Source organism: Bombilactobacillus sp. ESL1092, assembly GCF_058107465.1.
This window is the reverse complement of record NZ_CM176594.1, coordinates 1,153,215-1,178,148: the sequence shown is the minus strand read 5'-3', so window position 1 is coordinate 1,178,148 and position 24,934 is coordinate 1,153,215. Positions and strand designations below refer to the sequence as shown.

The window sequence follows — 24,934 nt, the reverse complement described above, 5'->3', positions numbered from 1 at the left end:
TGAAAAATTGTCAATTTGGGGCTGCGACATCTAACGGCCAAATAGCCTCCGACTTAAGAAATCTATAATCTTTTTTATTAGACAAAAAGTGGTGGATAAATAATTGCAACGAATTATTTATCCACCACTCAGCTTTAAATTTTTTCCAAGCGATCGGCACCACATAGCGTACTGGTTGAATACTTAGCAGCTGAAAATTGATAATCTGAGATTAAACTTCACTAAAATCAATATCTACACTATCCGTTGATTGTGCGGACTTTTCTTCTGCCAAGTACTGCTTATCTAGCATTTTAATAAACGGATAATAGATTAAAATTCCTAAAATGATTTCAACAATTTGTAAAACTGAACCCTTCCAACTACCGGTTGCTAACCAGCCAGAAATAATTGGTGGCGTCGTCCACGGTAACTGCACGCCATTGGTTCGTGGTACCCAACCAGCCATAAACACTAGTCCAGAAATCAAGGTATTTAATGTCGGCACAACAATAAAGGGAATCGAAATAATTGGATTCAAAACGACTGGCAAACCAAAGATTATCGGTTCATTAATTCCAAAAATCCCCGGGACAATCGCTAATTTAGCTAATTCTTTAATGCGTTTAGACCGACAGATAAACAACATAATAACTAATAAAGACAAGGTACTGCCCCCGCCACCATAAGTCGTAAAGATATCAATAAATGGTTGCGTAAAAATGTGCGGTAATGCGGCATGATTTTTAAATGCTGTTAAATTATCCTGTGTTAAAACGAAAAAGATGGGTTGCCAAACCGAGTTAGTGATCGTTGGCCCATTAATCCCAAAGCACCATAGTAAGCTCGCCAAAAAGTTATATAACAAAACCGACGGTAACGAATTGCCAACATGTTTTAATGGTAACTGCAACAATGTATAAATAAAGTTATAAGCTGTATTAAAACTGGTCAAACTAAAAATGATATGCACCAAAAAGAACAGCAAAATGACTAACGCACTCGGTACTAAAGCATCGAATGATTGGCCCACAGCTGGTGGCACACCGTCAGGCATTTTAATTCGCCAACCACGTTTAACAGCAAAACGATAAACTTCTACACTAATTAACGCAATAAAAATTCCTAGGAAGACACCGTTTGGTCCCAAATACATCGTTTGCACGGCACTAACCATTGTCTTACCCGTCTTCACCGTTGTAGGCGTCAAAATTAGAAAAGAAATAATGGCAATGACACTCGAATGAATGGCTTGTAAACCGCGATTTTTACCATAAGCATAAGCGATCCCCATGCATGATAAAATGCCTGTGAAATTAAAGACCGAGTTGGAAACTGCGGAAAACCAATCGTCCCATTTGGAACCTAAAATATGCGTCCAAAATTCACTCCAACCGGGAATTGGAAAGTTACCAATTAACAGAAAAATTGAAGTAACAATAATCAATGGCATGATAATTAAGAATCCATCACGTAAAGATCTCAGCACCACATTGTTGCCTAATTTAGTCGCAATGGGCATTAAGACTTTTTCCATCTTGTTGTTGTGCATTACTGATCCCCCTCATCAATTAGTTAATAACAATACTCAGCTTTAAAACTGGTTAAATCACCTTGATCAACTAGAATATTTCCACCTTTAACTAAATCACTAATGGCTTGATCCACACCGCCGCCGCCTTTTTTCGGCATTTTAACTAAAGTGAGTTCTTCGTGATACTGATTAATTAATGCGGTATTTTTTTCTTGCGCTAATGCCACAATCGGCGCAATTTGCGTATTTTTTTGAAGATAGGCGCCTAATTCACAGGCCATTTGCGAAAACTCAGGATAATCATAGGTTGGCCCTAAAATAATCAAGTTAGCGGCCATTTTTTCTGCCATCTTGGCAAATTTACTTTGAACTACACTGGCATGAACGCGATAGTAGTCTGTACCACAGTAAAAAGTTCCTAATAATGTCCCCGACTGGGCCTTTAATTCCTGTTCAATCGCTGCCGCGCTCCCCATAGCTAAGCGTTTGCCACCATATGGCGTATCAGCTTTTTCTTTGCCGCCTAAACCGGCTTGAATTTGATCCAAAATAATAATTGCTTTAATCATTTCTACCCCTCAACTAATCAATTGGCTTTTTGATGCGTTGCTCATATTCGTCTAACCATTGCTGACTAACCGGTTGAATCTTGGTCGTATCAGCTTTCGCTGGATAAGCAATCAAAATTTGGGGTTGACTATGTTCAGTTGCCACACTAAAAGTAAACTCGACATTCGTAGCTACTCCCCATTGGCCTTGAGGATTCATGGCAATCAAGGAAAATTCACCCGCTTGACCATATCTCTGTTTTAAATCTCTGATAAACGGATAAACTGCTTGATCACAGGCTTGTTGTGGTGTCAAACCGGCGGCCATTCGCCGCACAATTTCGTAAGACAAACAACCTTTCATAATATCTTCACCTAAACCGGTAGCCGCTGCAGCCCCGATTTGACTATCAGCATAAAAGCCAGAACCGGACAACGGCGAATCGCCCACACGACCTGGTTGTTTCATAAATAAACCTGACGTAGAAGTCCCGACCGCCAGCGCTTGCATTTGATCTAAAGCAATGGCGCCTACGGTATCGTGACCATCGTATGGATTTAAGGATTGTTGTTGCAATTCTAATTTTTTATTTTCCCAAATTTTTTTAGCGCGAGCTGTCAACATGTTAGTCGTTTCAAAACCGTGCAGCTTGGCGTATTGCGTTGCGCCGGTGCCGACTAAAAAACTATTGTAGTGATTCTGACTTAAAGCTTTGGCCACGCTAATGGGATGCTTAACATCCTCAATCCCAGCCACGGCGCCTTGTGCTAACGTAGTGCCATCCATAAAGGCGGCATCCATTTGTACAACGCCACAAGCGTTCGGTAACCCACCGTATCCGACAGATTTATAATATTGATAGCCTTCTACCTCCTTGATCAAAGCTTCAACAGCATCACCAGCAGATTCATCTTCAGCCAAAAGTTTACTAGCTGTAACTAAGCCTTCATATGACATGCGCCACGTGGCAATTGTTCCCCATTTTGTCATTGATTGTTTCCTTTCTTACCGTGTCATGGTATAAATTGCTTGCGTATAGATCTCCATAATGGTTAACAGATCCGTTAATTTCATCCATTCATCTTGTTTATGTGCAATTCCTTTTTGGCCTGGAAATGACGGGCCAAAAGCAACAATGTTGGGCATCACACGGGCATAAGTTGCCCCCGTTGTCGTTACCGGCGTAGCATCCAAGTTCGTCACTTGTTGATAAATTTGGGATAATTGTTGAATTCTCGCATCGTCCGGATCATGATAAACGCTCGGCAAACTGCGAATGATTGTTAATTGACTCCCAGAAAATAATGCTTGCTTCATGCCAGCAGTTACTTGTTGCTCGGTAAATGAAACTGGGTAGCGAATTGCGACTTTTAACACCAAATTATGGTGGTCTTTTTGTAAACTGTATGGCGTTTGAATTAACTTACCACTCGCTTCATCGTGTAACGCTAAATTGAGTCCTTCACCATAGTGTTGCTCATGAAAACTCCGTTCTAACCAGTGAAAGTATTGGGCTAAATGCCCTGTTACTAATTGTTGTTCATTAAGCAATTTTGCTAAATAAGTAATCGCATTTTGCCCCATTTCCGGCGCATTAGTCGGTGACCTTTGTCCTTTAACAGCATAGTTTTGCCCATTGATTTGTACTTGTAATTGATCCGGAACATGATCACTGGCTTGATCACCACTAATTTGCGAAAAGTTGGCTAATTCAGCGCCCGCAAATGGCGTCGTGATTTGATAATTAACAATCCCGCGTTCACCATAGACTACTGGAAATTTACAATCCGGGGTAAAACCAAAAGTCGGCGGTGCCTCTTGCTGTAAATATAGTGCAATATCTTGACTGCCACTTTCTTCGTCAGAACCAAAAATCAAGCGAATCGTGTGATGCGGTTTCACACCCAAATCTTTAAGAATTTTCATACCATATAAACATGTAAAGCTGGGCCCTTTATTATCCAAAATACCGCGGCCATACAGCATTTGCTGCACTTGCGTGACAGCAAAGGGTTCACTTGACCAATCATTGCCCGCAGCTACGACATCTAAATGGCCCACAATGGCTTGATAATTTTGATTATCCAAGCCCCACTGGACATAAGCCATTGCGTTATTAACCACCTTAGCTGTAAAGCCATATTGCTGAGCTAGTTGAACTATCTCTTGTAACACTTGCCGTGGTCCCAGACCAAATGGCGCCTGCGGTTGAGCTTGCGACTTAACACTCGGAATTTGCATCAATTTTTGCAAGTCAGTTAAAAAATCAGTTTGTTGCTGGTAAATTCTCTGGTGCACTTGACTTGGTGAAAACATGACATCCTCCTTCAACCAGGATTTTCAGATTAGTAATTAATAATTAAAGCCAATCTCATGCCTATGGCTCTAAAAATAAGATTGGTCTAATCCATTAATTATTTTTCTTTGAGCTTAATATTAATCTTCTCCGAAAGCATTTACAAGATATTTTTTTAAATATATCGTGTCCTAAAATGAGATTGGTAATTGCGAATACAAAAAAAGCGGTGCTGAAAGCCCCACTTTTTCTCAAACTTAATTAAAATAATTGACCCCAATGGCTTGCCGCACTTCTTGCAAAGTTTGTTGGGCAACTTCATTGGCCTTTTGACTACCAGTTTGTAAAATCTGATAAACCGCACCTAAATCTTGCGCATATTCAGCTCGACGCTTCCGAATTGGTGTTAAAACTTCATTTAAAACTTCTTCCAAATACCGTTTAACTTTCACATCACCCAAACCACCATGTTGGTATTGCTCTTTTAGGGACGCAATTTTTTCAGTATCTTGACCAAATAAATCTAAATATTGAAAGACAATATTTCCAGCAATTTTCCCCGGATCTTCTACATGAATATGATCTGGGTCTGTGTACATACGCATTACTTTTTTATGCAAATCTTCTTCAGAATCCGACAAATAAATGGCGTTATTCAATGATTTACTCATTTTGGCATTGCCGTCTATTCCGGGTAAACGTCCCTGACCCTTAGGCGGAAACAAGCCTTGTGGCTCCACCAAAACTGCAGCTTGATAAGTTGAGTTGAAGGTCCGCACAATTTCTCTAGTTTGCTCTAACATCGGTTCTTGATCATCGCCAACTGGAACGGTATCTGCTTTGAAGGCGGTAATGTCTGCAGCTTGACTAACTGGATAAGCCAAAAAGCCCGCCGGAACACTTTCACCAAATCCTTTTTGTTGAATCTCGGTTTTGACAGTCGGATTACGTTTTAGTCGGGCGACAGAAACTAAATCTAAATAATACATGGTTAATTCATTCAATGCGGGAATCTGTGATTGTACAAAAATAGTAGATTTACTAGGATCAATTCCCACTGCCAAATAATCCAACGCTACTTCAATCAAACTGTTTCGAATTTTTTCCGGATTACGCGCATTATCAGTTAAAGCCTGCATATCAGCAATCATTATAAAGCTTTGGTACTGACCACTGTTTTGCAAACGAACCCGATTTTTCAAGGAACCTAAATAATGCCCAATGTGTAATTTGCCGGTTGGCCGATCTGCTGTTAGAATTGTATGTCCTGTCATAATAATTTCTCCTTATTAAATAATATACTGCGACCAGTAGCGCTTGGAAGTTGAGTATAGCCTAGATAAAGGACTTAAGTTTTGGTTTTTAAACTTGAGAACTTTAGCGTAGCTAGACGCAAACTTCTGCTGCTGGGAGCGCTATATCAAACACTGCGTTCCAAATAAAAAGTCCTATTGTTCACTGAACAATAGGACGAATGACCGCGGTACCACCTGTTTTGCAGAAATAAATTTCTACCACTTACTTTAAAATAATCTAGTATTAAGTTCCACTTCTTAAATAATAGGGCTAACTTTTCAGCAACCAGTCAGTTTCTAATTTCCCAATTAAATAATACTTTGCGCTTAATAGATACTTGTTAGATGTTCCATTAACTGTTAACGTGATTGTAATGAAACTACATTAAAGTACTGAATTGTATCAGCCATCATTCATTTTAGAATATTAGTTGATCAATCTTAAGTGTTATTTTATCACAATTAACAAAGAACTTCTTAATAATTAATTTTAGTGCCAATTAATAATTTACTGAAAGGATCAATCATGTCATTTACTAATAATTCACAAGCTGACGAACAAGCACACTTAGATTTTGTCGAACAACAAATTACTGATCAATTACAAAGCACTTCAGAAAAATTATTGCAAGCTAAAAAAGAACGTCGAAGAGTCGAAATCAATTATGGCGCTAACACTCGGGCCAACTATATTGAAACTGATGATATCATGGAAACTTATGCCACCACGCAGCAACAAAAACAATTATTAAACAGTGCTACCAGTAATGAAGAAATTTTACAAAAAAAGCAAACCAACTTGCACAATTTACAAGGTTCACCTTATTTTGGACGCATTGATATTACTGAAGAGGGGGATGACGATTCCTTATACATTGGCATTGCTTCGTTAGATGATGAACAAGATGCTGACTTTTTAATCTATGATTGGCGGGCGCCGATTGCCGCCATTTATTACAACGGCACTTTGGGTCCAGTTAAATATCAAACGCCTTTAGGGCAACAGACTGTTGATTTAAAGCGCAAACGGCAGTTTTCCATTCAAGCAGGCCAAATCAAAAATATGTTTGATACCAATGAAACGATCGGTGACGAGATTTTACAAAATGTGCTTGGGCAAGCTAGTAGTGCGCAAATGCAAAATATTGTCGCAACTATTCAGCGCAAACAAAATCAAATTATTCGTGACACCAAATCCAACATCTTAATTGTTCAAGGCGTGGCAGGCTCTGGTAAAACTTCAACCATCATGCAACGTATTGCGTACTTGTTATATCATAGTCGTCAAAATTTAGATGCCGATCAGATTATTCTGTTTTCGCCCAATCGTTTATTTTCCAATTATATTGCTGAAGTATTGCCTAGTCTGGGCGAAAAAAATATGCGCCAAGTAACTTTTAGTGACTTTTTGACGCAACGGTTACAAGGATTTCATGTTGAAACTTTATTTGAACGTTTTGAAAATGACCAAGCGCAACAAACAATTAGCTATCAAAAAATTCGCCAATTTAAAGAAAGTACTGCCTTAGTCAAAATTTTAGATCATTACGCTGATTATCTTTCCCAGCCAGTATTTAGTAATTTATATTTTAAAGGCCAAATTATTTTTTCTGCTCAAGACATTAGTCACATCTTTGCCAGTTGGCCGAAAAATTTATTAGCTGGTGACAAATATTTAAAAACTAAAAATCATTTAATTAAACAAGTCAAGCATTTAATGTATAGTCAGCAAAATGCTGATTGGGTCAGTGAAAGCTTGGATAATTTAAGTGATGAACAATATCAACAAATTTTGCAGGAGCAAGACTTATTAGACGCCGATTTAGCACAACAGCAACAAGCTCTCAGCAATTATTTATTAAAGCAATATTATTTACCACTTTATGATGCCATTTATAATGACTATTTCTTTGATGAAGTCCAGACCTATATCAAGCTGCTCAAGCAAGTTCAACCAACTGATATTACCACAGCAGCTTGGCAAGAAATGATTACCGAAATTAATGATCGTCTCGAACGACATCAGCTCCACTTAGACGACGCCACTGCCATTTTATATTTACGGCATCTGATTACTGGTCGTGGACAAAATCATCAAATTCAATATTTATTTGTGGACGAAATTCAAGATTATTCTTATGTGCAATTAGCGTACCTGCACCAAGCTTTTCCTAACGCTCAATTAACACTGGTAGGTGACATTGAACAAAATGTTTACCAAACTGATGGCTTACCGAGTGAGCATTTTCAAACGATTGCGCAACTGTTAAATAGTTCGAAGACCAGTTTGATCACCCTCAATCAAAGCTATCGTTCCACAGCTACAATTACTAATTTTGCTAAGCAATTGATTCCGAGCGGATCACAAATTCAAGCTTTTAATCGATCCGGCCAACTGCCAACAATTATTATCAGCAACCAGTTAATCACTGTTGCTAAACAACAGGCACAAGCTTTACTCAAGCAGTACCAAACAGTCGCGTTAATTACGAAGACCCAACTACAAGCCCAACAACTGAGTGAACAAATTGGACTCAAGCATCAACTACTTTCACAAGAAACGTTAAAAATCCCACAAGACTTAGTAATTTTACCAGTTTATTTAGCCAAAGGCTTAGAATTCGATGCGGTGATTGCTTACGACATTAGTGATGCTAATTATCACACATTAGGCGATCAAGGCATTTTATATACCATCGCTACTAGAGCAATGCACCAATTAAGTTTACTTTGTCGCAATCAATTGCCACAAATTTTACAAAAGATAGAACCCAAAACATATCAAATACTGCGACCAGCAGCGCTTGGAAGTTGAGTATAGCCTAGATAAAGGACTTAAGTTTTGGTTTTTAAACTTGAGAACTTTATCGTAGCTAGACGCAAACTTCTGCTGCTGGGAGCGCTAATTAAAATACTGCGACAAGGGCCGGTTAAAAGCCGAGGACTAACCTAAACTAAAAGCTTAAGTCGGTCTTTGACTTGAGTTTTTAGGTGTAGTTAAACGCAAGCTTTTGGTTTTTGGAACGATAATAAATACACTGCGACCAACAGCGCTTAGAAGTTGAGTATAGCCTAAATAAAGTCCTTAAGTTTAAAGTTAAAAACTTAAGGACTTTATTTGTAGTTAATGAAAGCTTTGAGCATCCGAAGCGGCTAGATCAAAAACTGCAATTAATATTTCCGCAAAAAAATTCGATCAATTAAATGTTGTTTCGTTTTGTGCAAAATAACATCGGCACGGTTCATCGTAGGTGCGATATATTCAACCAAATTCTTATAATTCACATCTTGCCAAACTTGATGGGCTTGCTGCAAAACTTGTTCTTGGGGTTGACTTAAATAACGATAATAATAATCGTTCGGGTTAGGATTTTGTTTTTCCGTTTGTAAAAAACCTAAAAAGCGTTTCAAATACCATTGCTCTATGAGTTGTGGATCTGCATCCACATAGATAGAAAAGTCAAAATAATCACTTACATATAAGTTTTGATTTTGTGGTAATTGTAAAACATTAATCCCCTCTAAAATTAAAATATCCGGCTGTTCTAATTTTCCTTGCTGTCCGGGAACAATATCATAAATTTCGTGCGAATATAATGGATAAGTAACGGTTCCTTGATTGGCTTTGACCGCTTCTAGGAACTGCAGTAATTTTTCATTATCGTAACTCCACGGAAATCCTTTTTCACTTAAAATCTGCCGGCGTTCTAATTCTTGGTTGGGATACAAGAAACCGTCCGTGGTCATCTGGGCAATCTTATATTGGGGGTAAGCACGTTCTAACATGATTTTTAAAAGCCGTGCTGTGGTACTTTTACCAACAGCCACACTGCCACTAATTCCAATAATAAATGGTGTTGGATGCGGCTTCTTGCCTAGAAAGTCAGCTTTTTTAATTAGTAACTGCTGATAATTTTTAAAATAGATATGTAACAAATGTCGGAGTGGTTCATAAACTTCCCGGACATCTGTCAACGAAATATGATCGTCAACTGAACGGATTCGTTGGAGATCTGCTGTATCAACCGTCTGTAAATTAGCACCGTGAAATTGCGCCCATTGTTGTCGTGAATATTCATTATAATTCATAAAATCTTGCATTTAACTGCCTCACTCATGATATGATTAAATTAATATTTAGCACTTATTATATCAAAATTTTAAACGCTATCACACTTAACTAAAGAGGTTTTGCTATGCAAAGAATTGTTTTGTTTGGTGACGAAATTCTCGGCGGAGTATATCACAATCAAGTTACCGAGACCTTTACCAAGCGCATCGCCCTAGCCTTTCCTGAAGACGAGGTTATTAATCTCTCTATTCCGGGACACAAAACTACTGACGCCTTAACTCATGTCAACCGCGATTTGGTTGCTTTAGATCCGACCATCGTCATTTTGGGATTTGGTGTAAATGATGTTTCTATTCATGATGAAATTAAACCTGGCTTTTTCACGAATAATCTAACCAGTTTAATTCAAACCATCGGCACTTCTAAAGTAATTCTTTTATCGCCACCGTATACTGACTATCACCATCATCTTAATCATAATTGGCCTCGTCAACTGCAATTTACTTTGGCGGCAGAACACGTTGCTAACAAATTGCAAGTTCCGTTTATTAATCTGTTAAAAAGCATGCAACAACAAAATAATCCGCAGCAATATTTGCAAGCTGATGGTTTACATTTTAATGAGGATGGCTTTGATTTATTATTTGATCTATTACAACCGATCTTAAAGCAGGCTTTAACTACTGCAAAACTCAAAACCCAAGACGCTTAATATGGAGCTTGTAAACAAAAAATCATTCATCAAGCATCATAAAAAAATGTTCGTTCATACGAGCATTTTTATTTTGTCGCAGTTTAATATCAGGACAAAAAAAGTGCTCCTGAAATTAATCAACAGCACTGTAAATTTAATTTAATTGCTTAGACGTTTTCGGTTGTAAACCACGATTTTGAATCAAATAAACAACCACCATCAACACTTCAAATCCTACACCAATGATAATGGAGATTTGTGTTTCTGGATTCACAAACATAAAGACCAACGTAATTAATAAACCAAAAAGCGCAATATAGTTAGTCACTGGTGCTCCTGGCATTTTAAATGGATGTTCCTGCAACACCTTGGCGTCGGTCTGCTTGCGAAAACGCAAATGACTAATCAAGATAATGAACCACGGCATCATCCCTGGTAACACACTGGCACCATAAACTAAAACAAACGGATTGGTTTTTAAATGTAGCATTGTGGGCACAAAATCATTTAACAATAAGCCAATTAAGATTCCACCAGACATGATAATTACGGGCAAATAAGGAACCTTATGCTTCGAAACTTTAGTCAAAGTCTTTGGCAAGCTACCGTTCTCCGCCAAAGTATAAATCATCCGACTAGCACTAAAAATACCCGAGTTGCAGCCTGATAAAGCTGCGGTTAAAACCACAAAGTTGATAATTTCTGCGGCAAAAGTTATTCCGACTTTCGCAAAAGTTTGAACAAAGGGTGACCCAATTTTTCCTAATTCATTCCACGGATAAATCGCCACAATGACAAAAATTGCCCCGATGTAAAAAATCAAAATTCGGAAAATCAACGATTTAATGGATTTCACAATACTCTTTTGGGCATCTTGGGCTTCGCCGGCCGTAATACCCACAATTTCAATTCCCTGATAAGAAGCAATGACTAAGGACAAGGAGAAGAAAAACCCTTTCCAACCGCCCGTAAAGAAACCGCCATGAGACCACAAATTACTAATACCTACCGGATGACCATGATTACCTAAACCAAAAATAATTACCAACAGTCCTAAAATAATCATCAGAATAATCGTCAATACTTTGACCAGGGCAAACCACGACTCTAATTGGCCGTAAGCTTTGACTGAGGCCAGATTAGCCAACGCCAATGTGACAACTACGATCACCCCGGCAATCCAACCAGGAAAATGTGGCCACCAAAATTGCAAATATTGCCCCACCGCAATTGTTTCACTAATACCTACTAATAAAAATTCAAAAATATTACTCCACGCTGCTAAATAGCCAGCCAAAGGATGGACGTATTCCGTTGCAAAATCCGCAAAAGAACCCGTTACCGGATTAATATATAACATTTCGCCTAAAGCACGCATCACTAAGTACAAGATACCGCCAGCCAACGCATAGGCTAACATCACCGACGGTCCCGTCCACTTGATGGTGGAAGCTGAACCCATAAATAGACCTACACCAATAGTTCCACCTAGAGCAATCATCTGCATTTGATTGGGTGATAATGATTTATTTAACTGTGGTTCCTGCTGCTTTTTTGCCATAACACTCCTCCAAATTAAAAATTAATTAATTGACTCTTACAACTTGCTTTGAAATTTAAATTCTTCATATGCATAAAGTTTGATCAGTAATTCATCAATCCGACAATAATTACCACATTTTAACGAACTACGTACCAAAATGCAAAGTGTTTTTTAATTTATCAGCGTTTTAGTTTAATAACTTTCACGAACAAGAGTTGCAATGCGGTACTAATGGCGAATTATTAAATTAAAAAAATAAATTATTTTTAATCTTTGATGTGTTTTCGTAGTATATCAGGAAATGCTGCCAACATAGCTAAAAATTGAGGTTAATTTTCCATAGATAACTTATTCAAATAATCCAAAGATATTCTCCTTTTATATAGAAAGCGAATGAATATTACTTTTCAAAAAATCTAACTAACCTGCAGAAAAATCATTACTTTTACCCAATAATTTCTCTGCTATATTATAGCTTATTGTTCTAATACTTCAGTATCTATTATGTAAAAGCAAAAGAGATTGCGACAAAGTTATTAGCAAACATTCACTAAATTGTCCCAACCTCTTCATTGAAGTCATTAAGCCGACATATGCTGTTCAATCGTTGCTAAATCTAATTGAGCAGTTGTTGGTAATAACAATTTGGCTGCTCCTAATTCTTGAGCATCACCAATACCGACCGAAAAAGCCCCCGCCGCATTGATGGCCTGAATTCCTGCAATAGAATCTTCAATCCCGATGCAATTCTGGGGATCTTCATTAATTCCTGCCGCTGCTGCTAAAAAAATGTCTGGTGCTGGTTTACCAGCTTGCACTTTTGCAGGATCAGCAATTGCAGCAAAATAATCAGTTAATTGCAGTTTATCTAAAATCACTGGTGCATTGCGACTAGCCGAAGCTAGAGCAATCTTAACGTGATGTTTTTGCAACTGCTTTAAAAAAGCCACGATACCAGGTAACGTATCACTAGGTTGCAATTGTTGCAATGATTTTAAATATAAATCATTTTTTTCCGCCATCATTGCTTGAAACTCCGTTTCTGGAACTTCAATCTGCAAATAATTCAAGATAGCGGTTAATGAATCAGCCCGACTAACCCCCTTGGTTTGTTGCTCTAATTGATCTGGCAATTCTTTTTGAAAATGATTGGCAATTAATTGCCGCCAAGATTGAAAATGATAAACTGATGTATCAGCGATCACGCCGTCTAAATCAAATAATGCTCCTTGAATCATTTTTTACCCTGCTTTCGTTCACTTAAAATTGGTGTTTGCGCTAATAATTGGTTAACTTGTTGTAAATGATCAGTTGAAATATTAATAAATGGGAAGGTGACACTGACTTCAGTTAAGTTCATATCGCCCATACCACCGTTAACTTCATTGGGATTTTGCTTAAAGTAGTCAAGCACCGGATCAATTTGGGCAATTTGCTCTACTAATTCGGAATCAGCCATGATTGCTTTAATCGTCGTCTGGGCTTGATAACGTTCTACATAATCTGTCGTGGGTTGATAACTGATTTGATAAGTGCCCGCTGGCAATTCAAAATTGCCACCAGTAAATTGCTGGTCATTAACTTGAACAGTTTGTTGTTCAGCTCTGGGCAAACGTACTTGAACGCTAACGCCAAATGGAATCGTTAATTGAATCTTAATTGTATGCTGTGCGTCAGTTTCCACTTGATTATGCACTTTAATTTCACCGTAAGAACTTTGGAAATGACCTTGCACATCAGTTAAACGGTAATCAAATTGTGGCGCAAAAGTAAATTCTTTAAATCCTGGTGTATGCTCTGTCAAGCCTAATAAATATTTATAAGCCCACTGCATAATGGCACCAATACTGTAATGATTCAAAGAATTCATCCCTTGCGGATTCATTGAGCCATCTTCTTGGACCGAATTCCAACGTTCCCAAACTGTTGTCGCCCCTAAATTGACCGCGTATAACCAACTTGGGAAGTCTTCATTTAAGAAAATTTCCGTAGCCAATTTATGTTGACCGTTAGCCGATAAAGCTTGGCACAGATAAGGTGTTCCGACAAAGCCCGTTGTTAAATGATTATGATCTAATTTCAAACGTTGCACTAAATCATCCACCACGTGTGCTTTTTGTTGCGGCGTAATTAAATCAAAGAATAGTGCCAAGGCGTAGGCCGTTTGTGAATTAATCGCCACGCGGCCAGTAGCCGTAATATATTCTTGTTGAATAGCTTGTTTAATTTGGCTAGCCAAATCCCCATATTTTTGGGCATCGGCTGACTGATCCAACAATTGAGCAGTTTGTGCCATAATCGTAGCGGAATAGTAGTAATAAACAGAAGCAATAAAATCTTCATCAGTTTTACCAGTTGGCTTAGCTGGATTTTCTCCATCTAAAGCTAACCAATCACCAAATTGGAACGTTCCTGTCCACAAGTTGGGCGTCGTGGTCTGTGCGCTAATCCAATCAACCCAAGATTTCATATCCGAATAGTTTTGCTGCAAAATAGCTGGATCACCGTAAGCTTGATACATATTCCACGGAATAATCGTGGCTGCATCAGCCCAAGCAGCCGCGCCGCCGTCACCTTGACCCATAGCTGGCGCATACATTGGTAACATACCACCGCGCTGTTGTTGTTCAATTGCCATATCTTTCGCATATTTCTTAAAGAAAGCAAAGACATTCATATTAAAGGCTGCGGTTTCGGAGAAAATTTCACCGTCGCCACTCCAGCCCAACCGTTCATCACGCTGTGGGCAATCCGTCGGGACGTCGATGAAGTTACTGCGTTGACTCCAAATAATATTTTGGAACAAGCGGTTAACTAGTTGATTATTCGTCGTAATGGAGCCGGTATCTTGCATATCGGAATACAAAACATCAGCTTGATAATCGGTCATTTGTAACGGTTGGGTATTGCCGCTAACACGCACATAACGGTAACCAAAATACGTAAAGTGGGGCCGCACCCAACCAGTCGTTCCATCCGAAACATAGGTAAAACTAGCTCGGGCTTCGCGCAGATTATCGCGATAAAAGTTGCCATTTTGTAAAATTTCACCCATTTCAAAGGTGATCTTGGTACCTTTTGGCTCACGATTATAAAATTCTAACCAGCCAGCCTGATTTTGTTGGAAGTCTAGCACTTGCTCACCAGCTGGCGTTTGAATTAATTGTGGCGTTAATTGTTGGTGGACGGTAATTGGTAAACTCAAGCGATCTGCTAAAATAGCCTTCGAATGGTCAATGACCACTGCTGGTTGCCAATCAGTCACTTCTTTAGTAGCGTCATAATCTTCACCGTAATAAATGGCCGATTTAATTACCTTACCGGCAGTCGTTTGCCAATCTGCGTCTGTCTTAATTACTGCGTGAGTGCCATCAGCATAATCTAAATGATATTCCGCAATCGCCATTTGACGATCACCGTAAATACAATCTTGACCACCATCAAAGCCAAAGTTACCTTTATACCAACCATCAGCCAACGAGATGAGTAACTCATGCTGCCCCGTTGTCAGTTCTTTAGTTACATCGTAAGTTTGCACTTGCACCAACTGATCATACGCTGTCACACCCGGTGTTAAATATTCATTACCAACTTTTTGGTCATCAATATAGGTTTCATATAATCCTAAACCACTAATATATAAGCGCGCTTGTTTTAACGGCTTCTCAATGGCAACTTGTTTTTTCAATAAAGTATTTTGTAAATCAGCATTTTGATTACCAATCCAAGCAGCGCTAAAGGCTTCCGTCATTTTGCCCGTTTCAAACCAACTAGTTGCTCTGGCAGTCTGCGTGCCTGCTTGCACCTCAATAGTGACATCATAACGGGTGCGGGGGGTTAAAGCTTGTTGAACTGTAAAGTAATTATCACTAAATTCTTGCCAGTCACTTTCATAAACGGGCTGTTGTTTAGATGTGGTAATAGTTAATTTTTTTTGCACCGGTTGTTGAGTAGCAACGTTTTGTAATTGAAATTCAATTCGTAAATCACTCAAATCAAAGCCGAGTGGTTGTTGCATATGATTAATTAAGATATTCGTAATTTCCATTCTGGTCATCCTCCTAACTTAAGCTGCGAAAAAGAGCGGGTAAAAGGCTAAAGCTAACCTAGACAAATTCAAAAGTCTGAATTTGACTTTTAATTTGGCGTAGTTAGACAGAGACTTTTGCTCTTTAGAACGTATTTATCAAGCTGTTACAAGCAATTTATTACAATCTTGTAGTAAAGTCGCCACAAAATGGATCGACAGGATTAATGCCCTTGAATTCACTTTGACCTGTTAATTTATCAAAAACTGCCTGGATGGTTTCAGCATTGCCAGTATAAGCATTCACAAAAGTTGAGACATTCGGAATATCAAATAAATGATACGGATTAGCAGTAGACACAAAAATTGTGGGAATAGCCTTCATGAACCACGGAGCATCAGCGGCCATCAAATGAACCCAATCAATCCGTGTAGTTGTCTGATTGCTGGCAGTTTCAATATTCGCTACATATAAAGCCAAATCAAATTTTTGCTGTAAATCAGCAACCCCTTCTTCAAAAACTTCATGAAAGTCTAAGTGTGCTTGATCAAATAAAGTGACTTCAAAGCCCCGCTCTTGTAATTGTTTCATAATGCTATCAGTAACACTGCCGCCTTCTTTAAAGCCGCCATCATCGCTATCACCTAAAACCACTAAGCGGACCCGAGGATATTTTTGCGGCGTCATTGGTAATAATTGGTCACGATCTTTGACCAAAGTGACTGATTGATCAGCTAATTTTTTGGTTGCTTGATGATGCTGTTCTAGTTGCAAATCTAACTTGGCGGGTACTGCATCACAAAATTGACCGTTAGTGTCCATAATGCCTTGCGCTAATTTAGTTGCCAAAATTCGGGTCACCGCTTCATCCAAACGTGCTTGTGTAATCACATTATCGGCTACTGCTTGTGTAATATATGCATAGTCTTCATCAATATTCTTATTAAACAAAATCATATCAATCCCAGCATTAATCGTCGCTGGTAATAAATCTTTGCGCGCCATGGCAGCATTGTAACCAATCATCGGTGTTGCATCAGTGATGGTTAAGCCATTAAATTGAAGAACATTCCGTAACAAACCATCGATCAACAACTTGGAGCTCGAAGCTGGCCGTAAGTCTTGGTCACTAATTCCAGGTTCTAAGGCCCGTTCCCAAGCCGGTTGCATAATATGCGCAATCATGACTGCAGGAGCACCATCATTAATTAATTGATGGTAAATTTGCCCGTAAGAATTCATCCAATCATCTTTAGACAAGGAATTCACTGAACTAACTAAATGTTGGTCGCGTTCATCCACGCCATCACCAGGGAAATGTTTAATCACCGGAATCACATGAGCATCTTTTAAGCCCTTAACTTGAGCTTGGGCCATCTTAATCACCCGATGTTTATCGCTCCCAAAAGTCCGCGTATTCATAATTGGGTTCCGAAAGTTATTATCAATATCTACAATTGGCGCAAAGGACATATTGTTTCCGACTTGATGTGCTTCACTACCGGCAACATTACCTAATTGGTACGCATTTTCGGGATTGTCACTAGCGGCTACTTGCAGTGGTGTTCCAAACCAAGTGCCTTCATTGACAATACCATTACCACCAGACTCCAAATTAGCAGCTGTCAATAACGGAATTTTACTATTAGTTTGCGCCGTTTCTAATTCCCGCTTAATTTTTTCTGCTTGATCTGGCCGGTACATTACCCCACCAGGTTGATACTTGTGCATAAATTCTTTGAGATCTGTTGTTTGTTCATCGGGACCAATAACAAAGAATAACTGTCCGATTTTCTCTTGAGTATTCATTGCTTGTAATTTTTGTTGAACATAAGTAATTTGTTCTTGTGTTAAGTTATAAGGCTTTGCTGTTAAATCAACCATTTCATCAACCTCCATTAGGTTCTAATCATATAACGATTTTATTGTAACGAAGAAAATTTCATCCAACTATGGTTAAACAGTATAAATCTTCTGTTTATTTCCTAGATAAGCTTCAGAAAAAAGTTATTTTCTACTTTAAATAGTTTATGATTAAAGTAAAAACCAGTGTGGAGGGAATTATTGTGAAACAAAAACTATTAAAAATTTTGCGCTCCAAAAATCAGCCCCGTGATTGGCAAGATGTTTCTGCCACTTTTGCACAACAAGGGAATACATTGAAACGTGCTGGTCAAATCACTGATGAGCCAACCTATGAGTTTTTTGAAACTTACTCTGATGATCTCGTTTTAAATCTCAATGCGATTACGATCTCCGTGCAACCAGTCAATTCTTTTATTCCCTACCATTTACATAATTACATTGAAATTATGATTCCCTTAGTAGGCAATTGCACCGTACATTTGGATAAGCAAACTGTTCAGTTAAATAGTGAAGATGTTTTATTCATTGGTAATCACACGCCTCACAAAGTTGAACCTATCGGTCCAAATGATATTGTCGTTAATCTAGCACTCAAAAGTTCGGCCTTTTCCCTCAACGACCTCAACTTTTTACACCGTAATGGTACCAACTCCAATATCTCAAACCTGTTATTCACCCTCCTATCCAACGAAAATTATAGTGCAGGCCGTTATGTTTGGTTTCAAGTAGAACATCAACCGAAAATTGTCAATAATATTTATGACATTATTGACGAATATTACAATTACGACATTCAATCCCACCAAATCATTCGCTTTGATATTTTAACGCTATTTTCTCGCCTCATTCGCCAAGCCTATCACGCTAAAGCCCACACTCATAAAGTCAAAGATTCGCAAATCAATCTGTTGTCACTATTACTTTATATTGAGAATAACTACCGCACCATTACCCTGACCCAAATGGCCAAAGATTTTGGCTTCAATCCCAACTATCTTTCTACTTATTTAAAGAAACAAACGGGGCAATCTTTTATTCAATTGGTTCATCTCCAACGCGTCAATACTGCAGGGGAATACTTAATCTATACCAAAGCCCCCATTGAAACAATTGCCAGTGAAGTTGGATATGAAAATCCTTCATACTTTTATAAAGTTTTTAAAAAAATTATCGGCGTTTCTCCTGCCGAATACCGGCGTAATAATCAGTAAAATGATAGCGGATACACAAAAATTATCATTCTTTTGATTTTGAAATGCCATCATGAATTAACGTCGGGATAATTGGCGTTCATCGAATTATTCAAATTGCTCTTAATGAATTTCATAATTAAATAACAAATAATCACGTCAATTTACATCTATTAAATTGGGATTATAATTGTGGTAATTGTTGTTGTGATTTCAGTATCTAATTTCATAATATTTTTAAATAAGATTTGATTGAATTATCAGATTGGAGATAGCCAATGTTGAAAAAGTATCTACAACCGTTGAACTTGATTATCATTATTTCTATCTGTTTGTCGCTACTCACTTTCTCCGGACTGGTCACCCCCGTAAAAGCTAGTAGCCTCTCAAATTCATTGACTAATAACAGCAATGCCACTTTTATGACCAGTCCACACTGGTCCAAACAATCAAACATTACGACAAATAATCTCCTCACTAACACCAATTTATTAAAAGACACCAGTAGTTTGCCTGGAATTAATTATGCCGATGGGACAACAGGTTTTAACTTGCATAGTCAACAAAATTTTGACCAAGCTGCTTATGTTAGCTTAAATTGGGAACAGCTAGCTAATTTATCAGGTGGTTATAATGTGCAACGGAGTACCGATCCGTCCAATCTCACCTCATGGCAAAACGTGGCCAGTAATTATGGCAAGACCATTAATGTTTTAAATATTTATCCCACTAACGGCAATCACCTCCAGAATTGGTTACAGATCAAGTACACTAATCCGCAAACGCAGCAAATTCAGACTGTCTCCCAAGGCTTAATCAAAGTCACACCCGTTTCGGCAGCCGATTTTGCGGCCAATCCTACGCAGTATTTGTTTAAAGATAGTTCCGGTAATTATAATTACGACGAACTTTATTTTGGTTCTGCCGATGGCGGTTGGAATGTCGATATTACTAATCAGGTTAAAGATTTAATCAATGATTTTGGCGATACAGGACGCGGTGTTGTCTTCGGTCATGATACCTTAAGAGACAGTCGTCCAGTTTACGATACTTTTGCTCCCAAACTTGGCTTAAAGATCTTCGGCACTCGTGATCTCACTTCCCAAGGTGATGATCGCTTGGGCTTCTACTACTGTCGAATTGACCCCAGCTTTTATGAACGAATCCTTAGCCCAATACCCAAATAATCTCTTGAATTATAATCCATCTAATAAATTTACGATTCAATCTTCCCACACTTCTAATCAATTTTATCTTTACAATGGCGGCTCCCAAAAATGGATGGACTTCTTACCACTCACTGATAAAGATCCTCATTATCATATTTTGGGGCAAACCAAATACAATACTACCGACGAACATTATATTGACCAGTCTGGTCAGAAAAGTTTTACTGCCACCAATGCTACGGCTGACAATAATTGGTATTTAATCATCAAAAACAACTATGCCATGATTCAAACAGGTCACGTCACTAACGCTTGTACAATCGAAGAAGCAATGATCAATGCCAATTTAATGTACTATACCAGCACTCTCAATACTGGCACGACTGGTGAAGATCGAACCGTCAAAGATACTGCCGCCCCTGATGCCCCACTTTAGATCATGTCACGGCTACGACTAATCAAGATCAAGTTAGCGTTAATGTTCACAGTTTAGATAATGCCACCAACTACTATTATCGAGTCAAAGGCAATGCTGGTAATACCACGCAATACTCCAACACTATCCAACAACCAGTCAAAAGTGATATTAAGGGTTATATTTACCAATTAGATGACAATCCTGACACGACGATTACGCCTCATAAAAATACTCAGGGAATCATTGATGGTTCTGATAATGACAACTTCATTGGCGTGAGCGATCCTACCGCTAGTGCTAGTCGCTTTTCCAAGCAATATCTACACGTTATTGCTGTCGATCGGGCCAATAATTACTCCACGACAAGCACCCAACAAGTTGCTGATTTAATCACTAAATGTCCCGACTTTAGTTACCAAATTTGGAATGACCAGAACTATAACGGTATTTTTGATAGTGACGAAACCGTTAATAATGACCAACAAGTGACTGTTTTCTATAAAAAAAATGATGGCTCTTATGTACCGATCACTTCAGTGACTAGCCCCAGTGGGGAACATGACTTTTTAAACGAATTGCAAGTTAACGCCACTGTGCAAATCGGTCTTAATACCCAGGCTAGCGGTTTTCAAGGCCTGGACCCTACTAGCGCTAGCGATCTTTCTGAAGGCGATCCCGTAACTATTAATGGGCAACAATATTTATTGTCTCACCCCATTAACCTGACCAAAACTAGTCAAACGCAAAAGCTTGGGCTGGTTAATCAGTTACGCTTTTTAAGTTTTCAAAATTTACCACAAATTCAATTTGGCAATGACAAAACGCCAATTCCTGAACAACAAGCGAAAACTTTTATTAATAACAACACCTCTAATTTACAAAATGAATTACAAATCAAAGATACCAGAGCTAGCCAGCCCCAATTCAATCATTACTTTGTACCTTATCAAGTCACAGCACGTCTCTCAAACTTTACCAAAAAGGGGCAAGTCGGTTTACAACAAGCACAACTGCTTTTTCAAGAGCAAAATTCTGGACAATCGACTACTCTCAGTCCCAATGATTCCGAGACTTTACTCTACAATTCCAATGCTACTGTTTTAAATGATCTCAACACTATTTACTACTTCGATCCAGCTGGCAACTCACAAATTAAGTTACAAGTCCCCCCACGCGGTTTGAATAATCAAATTCAAGGTGGCGCTTACCACGCAACATTAACGTACACGATTAATAATGCTTTAACATAGACCAATGCCCATCCACTTGGTAGTGACACTACCAAACGAGCTTGGTTCTTGCGCACTAACTCAGACATTGTTTTACCTTCAAGATTGAATTGAGCATTTACTGTAGCCTTAATAAGATGTCTGACTACGCACTTGATTCCTAAATTAAAAATCTATGAAATCAACACAAAAGCTCACTTTTTTCAATCTAGTCATTCAGCACTTATTCCAACTATACTTAATTTATGAAATCGAATTCAAATTAAGTGTGAGGAGTAAGTCAATGAATAAGTTCCAAGAACTTCTGCAAAAAACTTTGGTGCCCGTTTCTAATAAAATTGGTCAAAGTAAGATTTTACAAAGTATTTCAGCTGGTATGGTCATGACTTTACCAATTACCATTGGTGCTTCTGTCTTTTCCATCTTAGCTAGTTTTCCGATTAAAAGTGTTAGTAATTGGTTTAATTCTTTAAGAATTACTCAACCAATGAACGCTGTCGTTAACGGTTCGATGAACATCTTGGCCGTTTTTATCGTTTTTTGTATTGCTTACAGTTATGCTCAAAAAAGCAAATCGAATGGTGTAATCGCCGGTCTGTTTAGTTTATCGAGCTTTTTTGTGTTAGCACCACAAACTGTCGGTCATGGTAAAAAAGCTATTAACGCTTTTGAAATGCAGTACATGGGTAGTCAAGGAATTATCGTAGCTATTATTTTAGCTATTTTAATTAGTATGCTTTATGTCCGCTTGAACAAAGTTCAAAAACTAAAAATCAAATTACCCGATTCCGTGCCTAGTATGGTTAGTACCTCAATTGAGCCCTTAATTATCGGAATTATTATTTTCACGATTGTCTTTATTGTGGGTGCTATCTTTAGTTATACTCCATATAAAGATGTCTTCCATTTCGTCAACCAATTGATTACGACACCGTTATTGCATGTGGGTGGTTCTGCTTGGACAATTATCTTAGTAATCACCTTGTCCAACTTACTCTTTTTCTTTGGTGTGCATCCAGCTGCTATTCAATCTGTTTTAATGCCAATTGTTATTTCGATGATGGTTGCTAGCGCTCCCGCTTTTCAGCAAGGTAAAACCATTCCGTATTTGCAAAATTTAGTTGCCTTTTCTTTTTCCAATAATGATGCCGCTGGTGCGACCTTAAGTTTGGTGCTGATTGGCTTAATCTTTGGCAAATCGAAACGTTATAAAGAATTCTTTAAAGTTTCCTCAATTCCTAATTTATTTAATATTAATGAGCCAATCGTCTTTGGTTTACCAATCGTTCTTAATGCCTTATTATTCATTCCCTTTGTCTTATCATCATTGGTGTCCGGATTAGTGGCCATCGGTGCAGTCAAAATTGGTTTTATTTCGATGTATAATCCAACCTTAAGTCTGGGTATGCCTTGGACCATGCCCAAAGTCATTGCTGACTTCTTAATTATGGGCTGGCAAGGAATTGTTATTTGGCTCATTAACTTTGCTTTAATGGCTTTGATTTACTTGCCATTCTTTAAAATTTTAGATCAACAAGCTGTAAAAGAAGAACAACAAACCGCAATTAATAAAGGAGAATAACTTTAATACGATGAAACAATTACCCACAGATTTCCCAGATGACTTTTTATGGGGCGCCAGTACCTCCGCTTTTCAAGTTGAAGGTGCTAGCCAACTGGATGGCAAAGGCTTAACGGTCGCCGATTTAAGAGCGCAACAAAGTAAATATTTGGATACCTCTGTTTCGGTTGATCACTATCATCACTTAGAAGAAGATGTGCAATTAATGGCAGACTTAGGGTTAAAAAGTTACCGCTTTTCCATTAGTTGGGCCCGAATTTTTCCTAACGGTAATGATGAACATTATAATCAAGCGGGTGTAGACTTTTATAATCGCCTAATTAATTTACTCGTTGACAATCATATCGAACCTATCGTGACAATGTTCCACTTTGATCTGCCGCAGGGACTGGTAGAGCAGTATAACGGTTGGGCCAATCGCCAATGTATCGCGGATTTTTATCGCTATGCTCAAACTTTATTTAAATTATATGGTGATCGGGTGCACTACTGGTTAACAATCAATGAGCAATCGCTATTAGCTAACGTTCCTTCAATGAATGGTATTAAAGCTGATAACCCGCAAGATTTACGCTTTAAAGGTGAACAATCTAACTACAACATGTTCATTGCGCAAGCGAAAGTTTACCAACTTTGCCACCAAATGTTACCCGATGCTAAAATTGGCCCCGCCGTTTCTTACATGACCACCCTGCCTTACGATCATACTTCAAGTGATGTTTTAAAAAGTAAACAATTAGAAGACTTTATTGGCTACATTGATATGGATATTGCTATCCGTGGACAATTACCTAGCTATTATCTACGTTACTTGCAAGATAATAATTTTCAATTAGAAACCAAGCGCGAGGATGAGCAAACCTTGCTTAATGGGCGTGCTGACTTTTTAGGATTAAATTGGTATTCGACTAGTATTTTTAAGCTCAACGACCAAGCCAATCCCAAAATGTTAGACGGAGTGATTTCTGGCGTGGAAAAAGTTCAAGACGAACGTTTACTCAATTCCGAGTGGGATTTTTCCTGTGATCCTCAAGGCTTACGTTATGCTTTACAAAAAGTCAATGACCGCTTTCCTAATGTTCCCATTATTATTACCGAATGTGGTTGGTCGCAAAAAGAAGCTTTAACCACTGATGGTCATGTTCATGATCAAAAGCGTGTGCACTACTTGCATGATCATATTTTCCAATTACGCGAGGCCATTAAAGATGGCGTCAATGTTATTTCCTTTAATCCATGGTCATTTCTGGATTTAATTAGCGTTCATGATGGTATTGATAAACGTTACGGCTTAGTTTTTGTTGATCGCAATAATTATAGTGAAAAAGCTCAAAAACGTTACCCGAAAGATAGTTTTTACTTTTATCAAAAAGTCATTGCCACAAATGCTCAAAACATTACAGCAATGGACAATTAAGATCAAAACGAAGCCGTTTAGTAAAAAATTTGAAGAGACTAGAACAACAAGTTAAATGTGTTCTGGTCTTTTT

At 38.3% G+C, this 24,934-nt stretch carries 18 protein-coding genes; 8 read left to right on the top strand and 10 right to left on the bottom strand.

Going from position 1 to position 24,934, the window contains the following annotated elements:
• Window positions 1-211: 211 nt before the first annotated feature.
• From AC3B6Y_RS05290 to trpS, 5 genes are all read right to left on the bottom strand, one after another.
• A complete protein-coding gene (locus AC3B6Y_RS05290; protein WP_489769229.1) occupies window positions 212-1,531 on the bottom strand; it encodes a PTS sugar transporter subunit IIC in 1,320 nt (439 codons plus the stop codon).
• 23 nt (window positions 1,532-1,554) lie between these two features.
• Window positions 1,555-2,079: a GrdB-related putative oxidoreductase gene (locus tag AC3B6Y_RS05285; RefSeq protein ID WP_489769842.1), complete on the bottom strand. Its 525-nt coding sequence runs from the start codon at window positions 2,077-2,079 to the stop codon at window positions 1,555-1,557.
• Between the two features lie 16 nt (window positions 2,080-2,095).
• A complete protein-coding gene (locus AC3B6Y_RS05280; protein ID WP_489769230.1) occupies window positions 2,096-3,052 on the bottom strand; it encodes a glycosylasparaginase in 957 nt (318 codons plus the stop codon).
• Between the two features lie 15 nt (window positions 3,053-3,067).
• On the bottom strand, window positions 3,068-4,378 hold the full coding sequence (locus AC3B6Y_RS05275) for a Sapep family Mn(2+)-dependent dipeptidase (protein ID WP_489769231.1): 1,311 nt from the start codon (window positions 4,376-4,378) through the stop codon (window positions 3,068-3,070).
• Between the two features lie 237 nt (window positions 4,379-4,615).
• Window positions 4,616-5,632 carry a tryptophan--tRNA ligase gene (gene trpS, locus AC3B6Y_RS05270; protein WP_489757082.1) on the bottom strand — a complete coding sequence of 339 codons (1,017 nt, stop codon included), beginning with the start codon at window positions 5,630-5,632 and terminating at the stop codon, window positions 4,616-4,618.
• 514 nt (window positions 5,633-6,146) lie between these two features.
• On the opposite strand from trpS, the gene helD reads away from it, so the two are divergent.
• Entirely contained in the window at window positions 6,147-8,468 is a 2,322-nt protein-coding gene (gene helD, locus AC3B6Y_RS05265; RefSeq protein WP_489790629.1) for an RNA polymerase recycling motor HelD, read from the top strand.
• Window positions 8,469-8,824: 356 nt separating this feature from the next.
• Here helD and coaA read toward each other — a convergent pair whose 3' ends face one another.
• On the bottom strand, window positions 8,825-9,754 hold the full coding sequence (gene coaA / locus AC3B6Y_RS05260; RefSeq protein WP_489769233.1) for a type I pantothenate kinase: 930 nt from the start codon (window positions 9,752-9,754) through the stop codon (window positions 8,825-8,827).
• A gap of 95 nt (window positions 9,755-9,849) precedes the next feature.
• Here coaA and AC3B6Y_RS05255 point away from each other — a divergent pair, with 95 nt between their 5' ends.
• Complete coding sequence (locus AC3B6Y_RS05255) at window positions 9,850-10,437, top strand: SGNH/GDSL hydrolase family protein (RefSeq protein ID WP_489790627.1); 588 nt, start codon at window positions 9,850-9,852, stop codon at window positions 10,435-10,437.
• A 136-nt stretch (window positions 10,438-10,573) separates the two neighbouring features.
• On the opposite strand, the gene AC3B6Y_RS05250 is transcribed toward AC3B6Y_RS05255, so the two are convergent.
• The 4 genes from AC3B6Y_RS05250 to AC3B6Y_RS05235 form a co-directional block, all read right to left on the bottom strand.
• Window positions 10,574-11,980, bottom strand: coding sequence for an amino acid permease (locus tag AC3B6Y_RS05250; RefSeq protein WP_489774730.1), 1,407 nt, complete (start codon window positions 11,978-11,980; stop codon window positions 10,574-10,576).
• A gap of 563 nt (window positions 11,981-12,543) precedes the next feature.
• Window positions 12,544-13,200 (bottom strand): beta-phosphoglucomutase, encoded by a 657-nt coding sequence (pgmB, locus tag AC3B6Y_RS05245; protein ID WP_489790625.1) that lies wholly within the window; start codon window positions 13,198-13,200, stop codon window positions 12,544-12,546.
• The gene (locus AC3B6Y_RS05240; RefSeq protein WP_489790624.1) at window positions 13,197-16,010 is read right to left on the bottom strand and encodes an alpha-L-rhamnosidase; all 2,814 of its coding nucleotides are present in this window, start codon (window positions 16,008-16,010) and stop codon (window positions 13,197-13,199) included. The genes pgmB and AC3B6Y_RS05240 overlap by 4 nt, the downstream gene beginning before the upstream one ends.
• Before the next feature lie 160 nt (window positions 16,011-16,170).
• The gene (locus AC3B6Y_RS05235; RefSeq protein ID WP_489790622.1) at window positions 16,171-17,874 is read right to left on the bottom strand and encodes a glycoside hydrolase family 3 protein; all 1,704 of its coding nucleotides are present in this window, start codon (window positions 17,872-17,874) and stop codon (window positions 16,171-16,173) included.
• Window positions 17,875-18,056: 182 nt separating this feature from the next.
• On the opposite strand from AC3B6Y_RS05235, the gene AC3B6Y_RS05230 reads away from it, so the two are divergent.
• From AC3B6Y_RS05230 to AC3B6Y_RS05205, 6 genes are all read left to right on the top strand, one after another.
• Window positions 18,057-19,067, top strand: coding sequence for an AraC family transcriptional regulator (locus AC3B6Y_RS05230; RefSeq protein ID WP_489757074.1), 1,011 nt, complete (start codon window positions 18,057-18,059; stop codon window positions 19,065-19,067).
• Window positions 19,068-19,324: 257 nt separating this feature from the next.
• Window positions 19,325-20,233 (top strand): hypothetical protein, encoded by a 909-nt coding sequence (locus AC3B6Y_RS05225; RefSeq protein ID WP_489790620.1) that lies wholly within the window; start codon window positions 19,325-19,327, stop codon window positions 20,231-20,233.
• Window positions 20,202-20,651: a hypothetical protein gene (locus AC3B6Y_RS05220; RefSeq protein ID WP_489790619.1), complete on the top strand. Its 450-nt coding sequence runs from the start codon at window positions 20,202-20,204 to the stop codon at window positions 20,649-20,651. Before AC3B6Y_RS05225 ends, AC3B6Y_RS05220 begins: the two co-directional genes overlap by 32 nt.
• 257 nt (window positions 20,652-20,908) lie before the next feature.
• Entirely contained in the window at window positions 20,909-21,883 is a 975-nt protein-coding gene (locus AC3B6Y_RS05215) for a hypothetical protein (protein WP_489790617.1), read from the top strand.
• Window positions 21,884-22,145: 262 nt separating this feature from the next.
• Complete coding sequence (locus AC3B6Y_RS05210; protein ID WP_489790615.1) at window positions 22,146-23,444, top strand: PTS sugar transporter subunit IIC; 1,299 nt, start codon at window positions 22,146-22,148, stop codon at window positions 23,442-23,444.
• A gap of 10 nt (window positions 23,445-23,454) precedes the next feature.
• On the top strand, window positions 23,455-24,861 hold the full coding sequence (locus AC3B6Y_RS05205; protein ID WP_489790613.1) for a glycoside hydrolase family 1 protein: 1,407 nt from the start codon (window positions 23,455-23,457) through the stop codon (window positions 24,859-24,861).
• The last annotated feature ends 73 nt before the right edge of the window (window positions 24,862-24,934 follow it).

Coding starts and splice junctions, on each gene's coding strand:
- AC3B6Y_RS05290 (WP_489769229.1), bottom strand. CDS start 1,531: ATGCACAACAACAAGATGGAAAAAGTCTTAATGCCCATTGCGACTAAA.
- AC3B6Y_RS05280 (WP_489769230.1), bottom strand. CDS start 3,052: ATGACAAAATGGGGAACAATTGCCACGTGGCGCATGTCATATGAAGGC.
- AC3B6Y_RS05275 (WP_489769231.1), bottom strand. CDS start 4,378: ATGTTTTCACCAAGTCAAGTGCACCAGAGAATTTACCAGCAACAAACT.
- trpS (WP_489757082.1), bottom strand. CDS start 5,632: ATGACAGGACATACAATTCTAACAGCAGATCGGCCAACCGGCAAATTA.
- coaA (WP_489769233.1), bottom strand. CDS start 9,754: ATGCAAGATTTTATGAATTATAATGAATATTCACGACAACAATGGGCG.
- AC3B6Y_RS05255 (WP_489790627.1), top strand. CDS start 9,850: ATGCAAAGAATTGTTTTGTTTGGTGACGAAATTCTCGGCGGAGTATAT.
- AC3B6Y_RS05250 (WP_489774730.1), bottom strand. CDS start 11,980: ATGGCAAAAAAGCAGCAGGAACCACAGTTAAATAAATCATTATCACCC.
- pgmB (WP_489790625.1), bottom strand. CDS start 13,200: ATGATTCAAGGAGCATTATTTGATTTAGACGGCGTGATCGCTGATACA.
- AC3B6Y_RS05240 (WP_489790624.1), bottom strand. CDS start 16,010: ATGGAAATTACGAATATCTTAATTAATCATATGCAACAACCACTCGGC.
- AC3B6Y_RS05235 (WP_489790622.1), bottom strand. CDS start 17,874: ATGGTTGATTTAACAGCAAAGCCTTATAACTTAACACAAGAACAAATT.
- AC3B6Y_RS05225 (WP_489790620.1), top strand. CDS start 19,325: ATGTTGAAAAAGTATCTACAACCGTTGAACTTGATTATCATTATTTCT.
- AC3B6Y_RS05220 (WP_489790619.1), top strand. CDS start 20,202: ATGAACGAATCCTTAGCCCAATACCCAAATAATCTCTTGAATTATAAT.
- AC3B6Y_RS05210 (WP_489790615.1), top strand. CDS start 22,146: ATGAATAAGTTCCAAGAACTTCTGCAAAAAACTTTGGTGCCCGTTTCT.
- AC3B6Y_RS05205 (WP_489790613.1), top strand. CDS start 23,455: ATGAAACAATTACCCACAGATTTCCCAGATGACTTTTTATGGGGCGCC.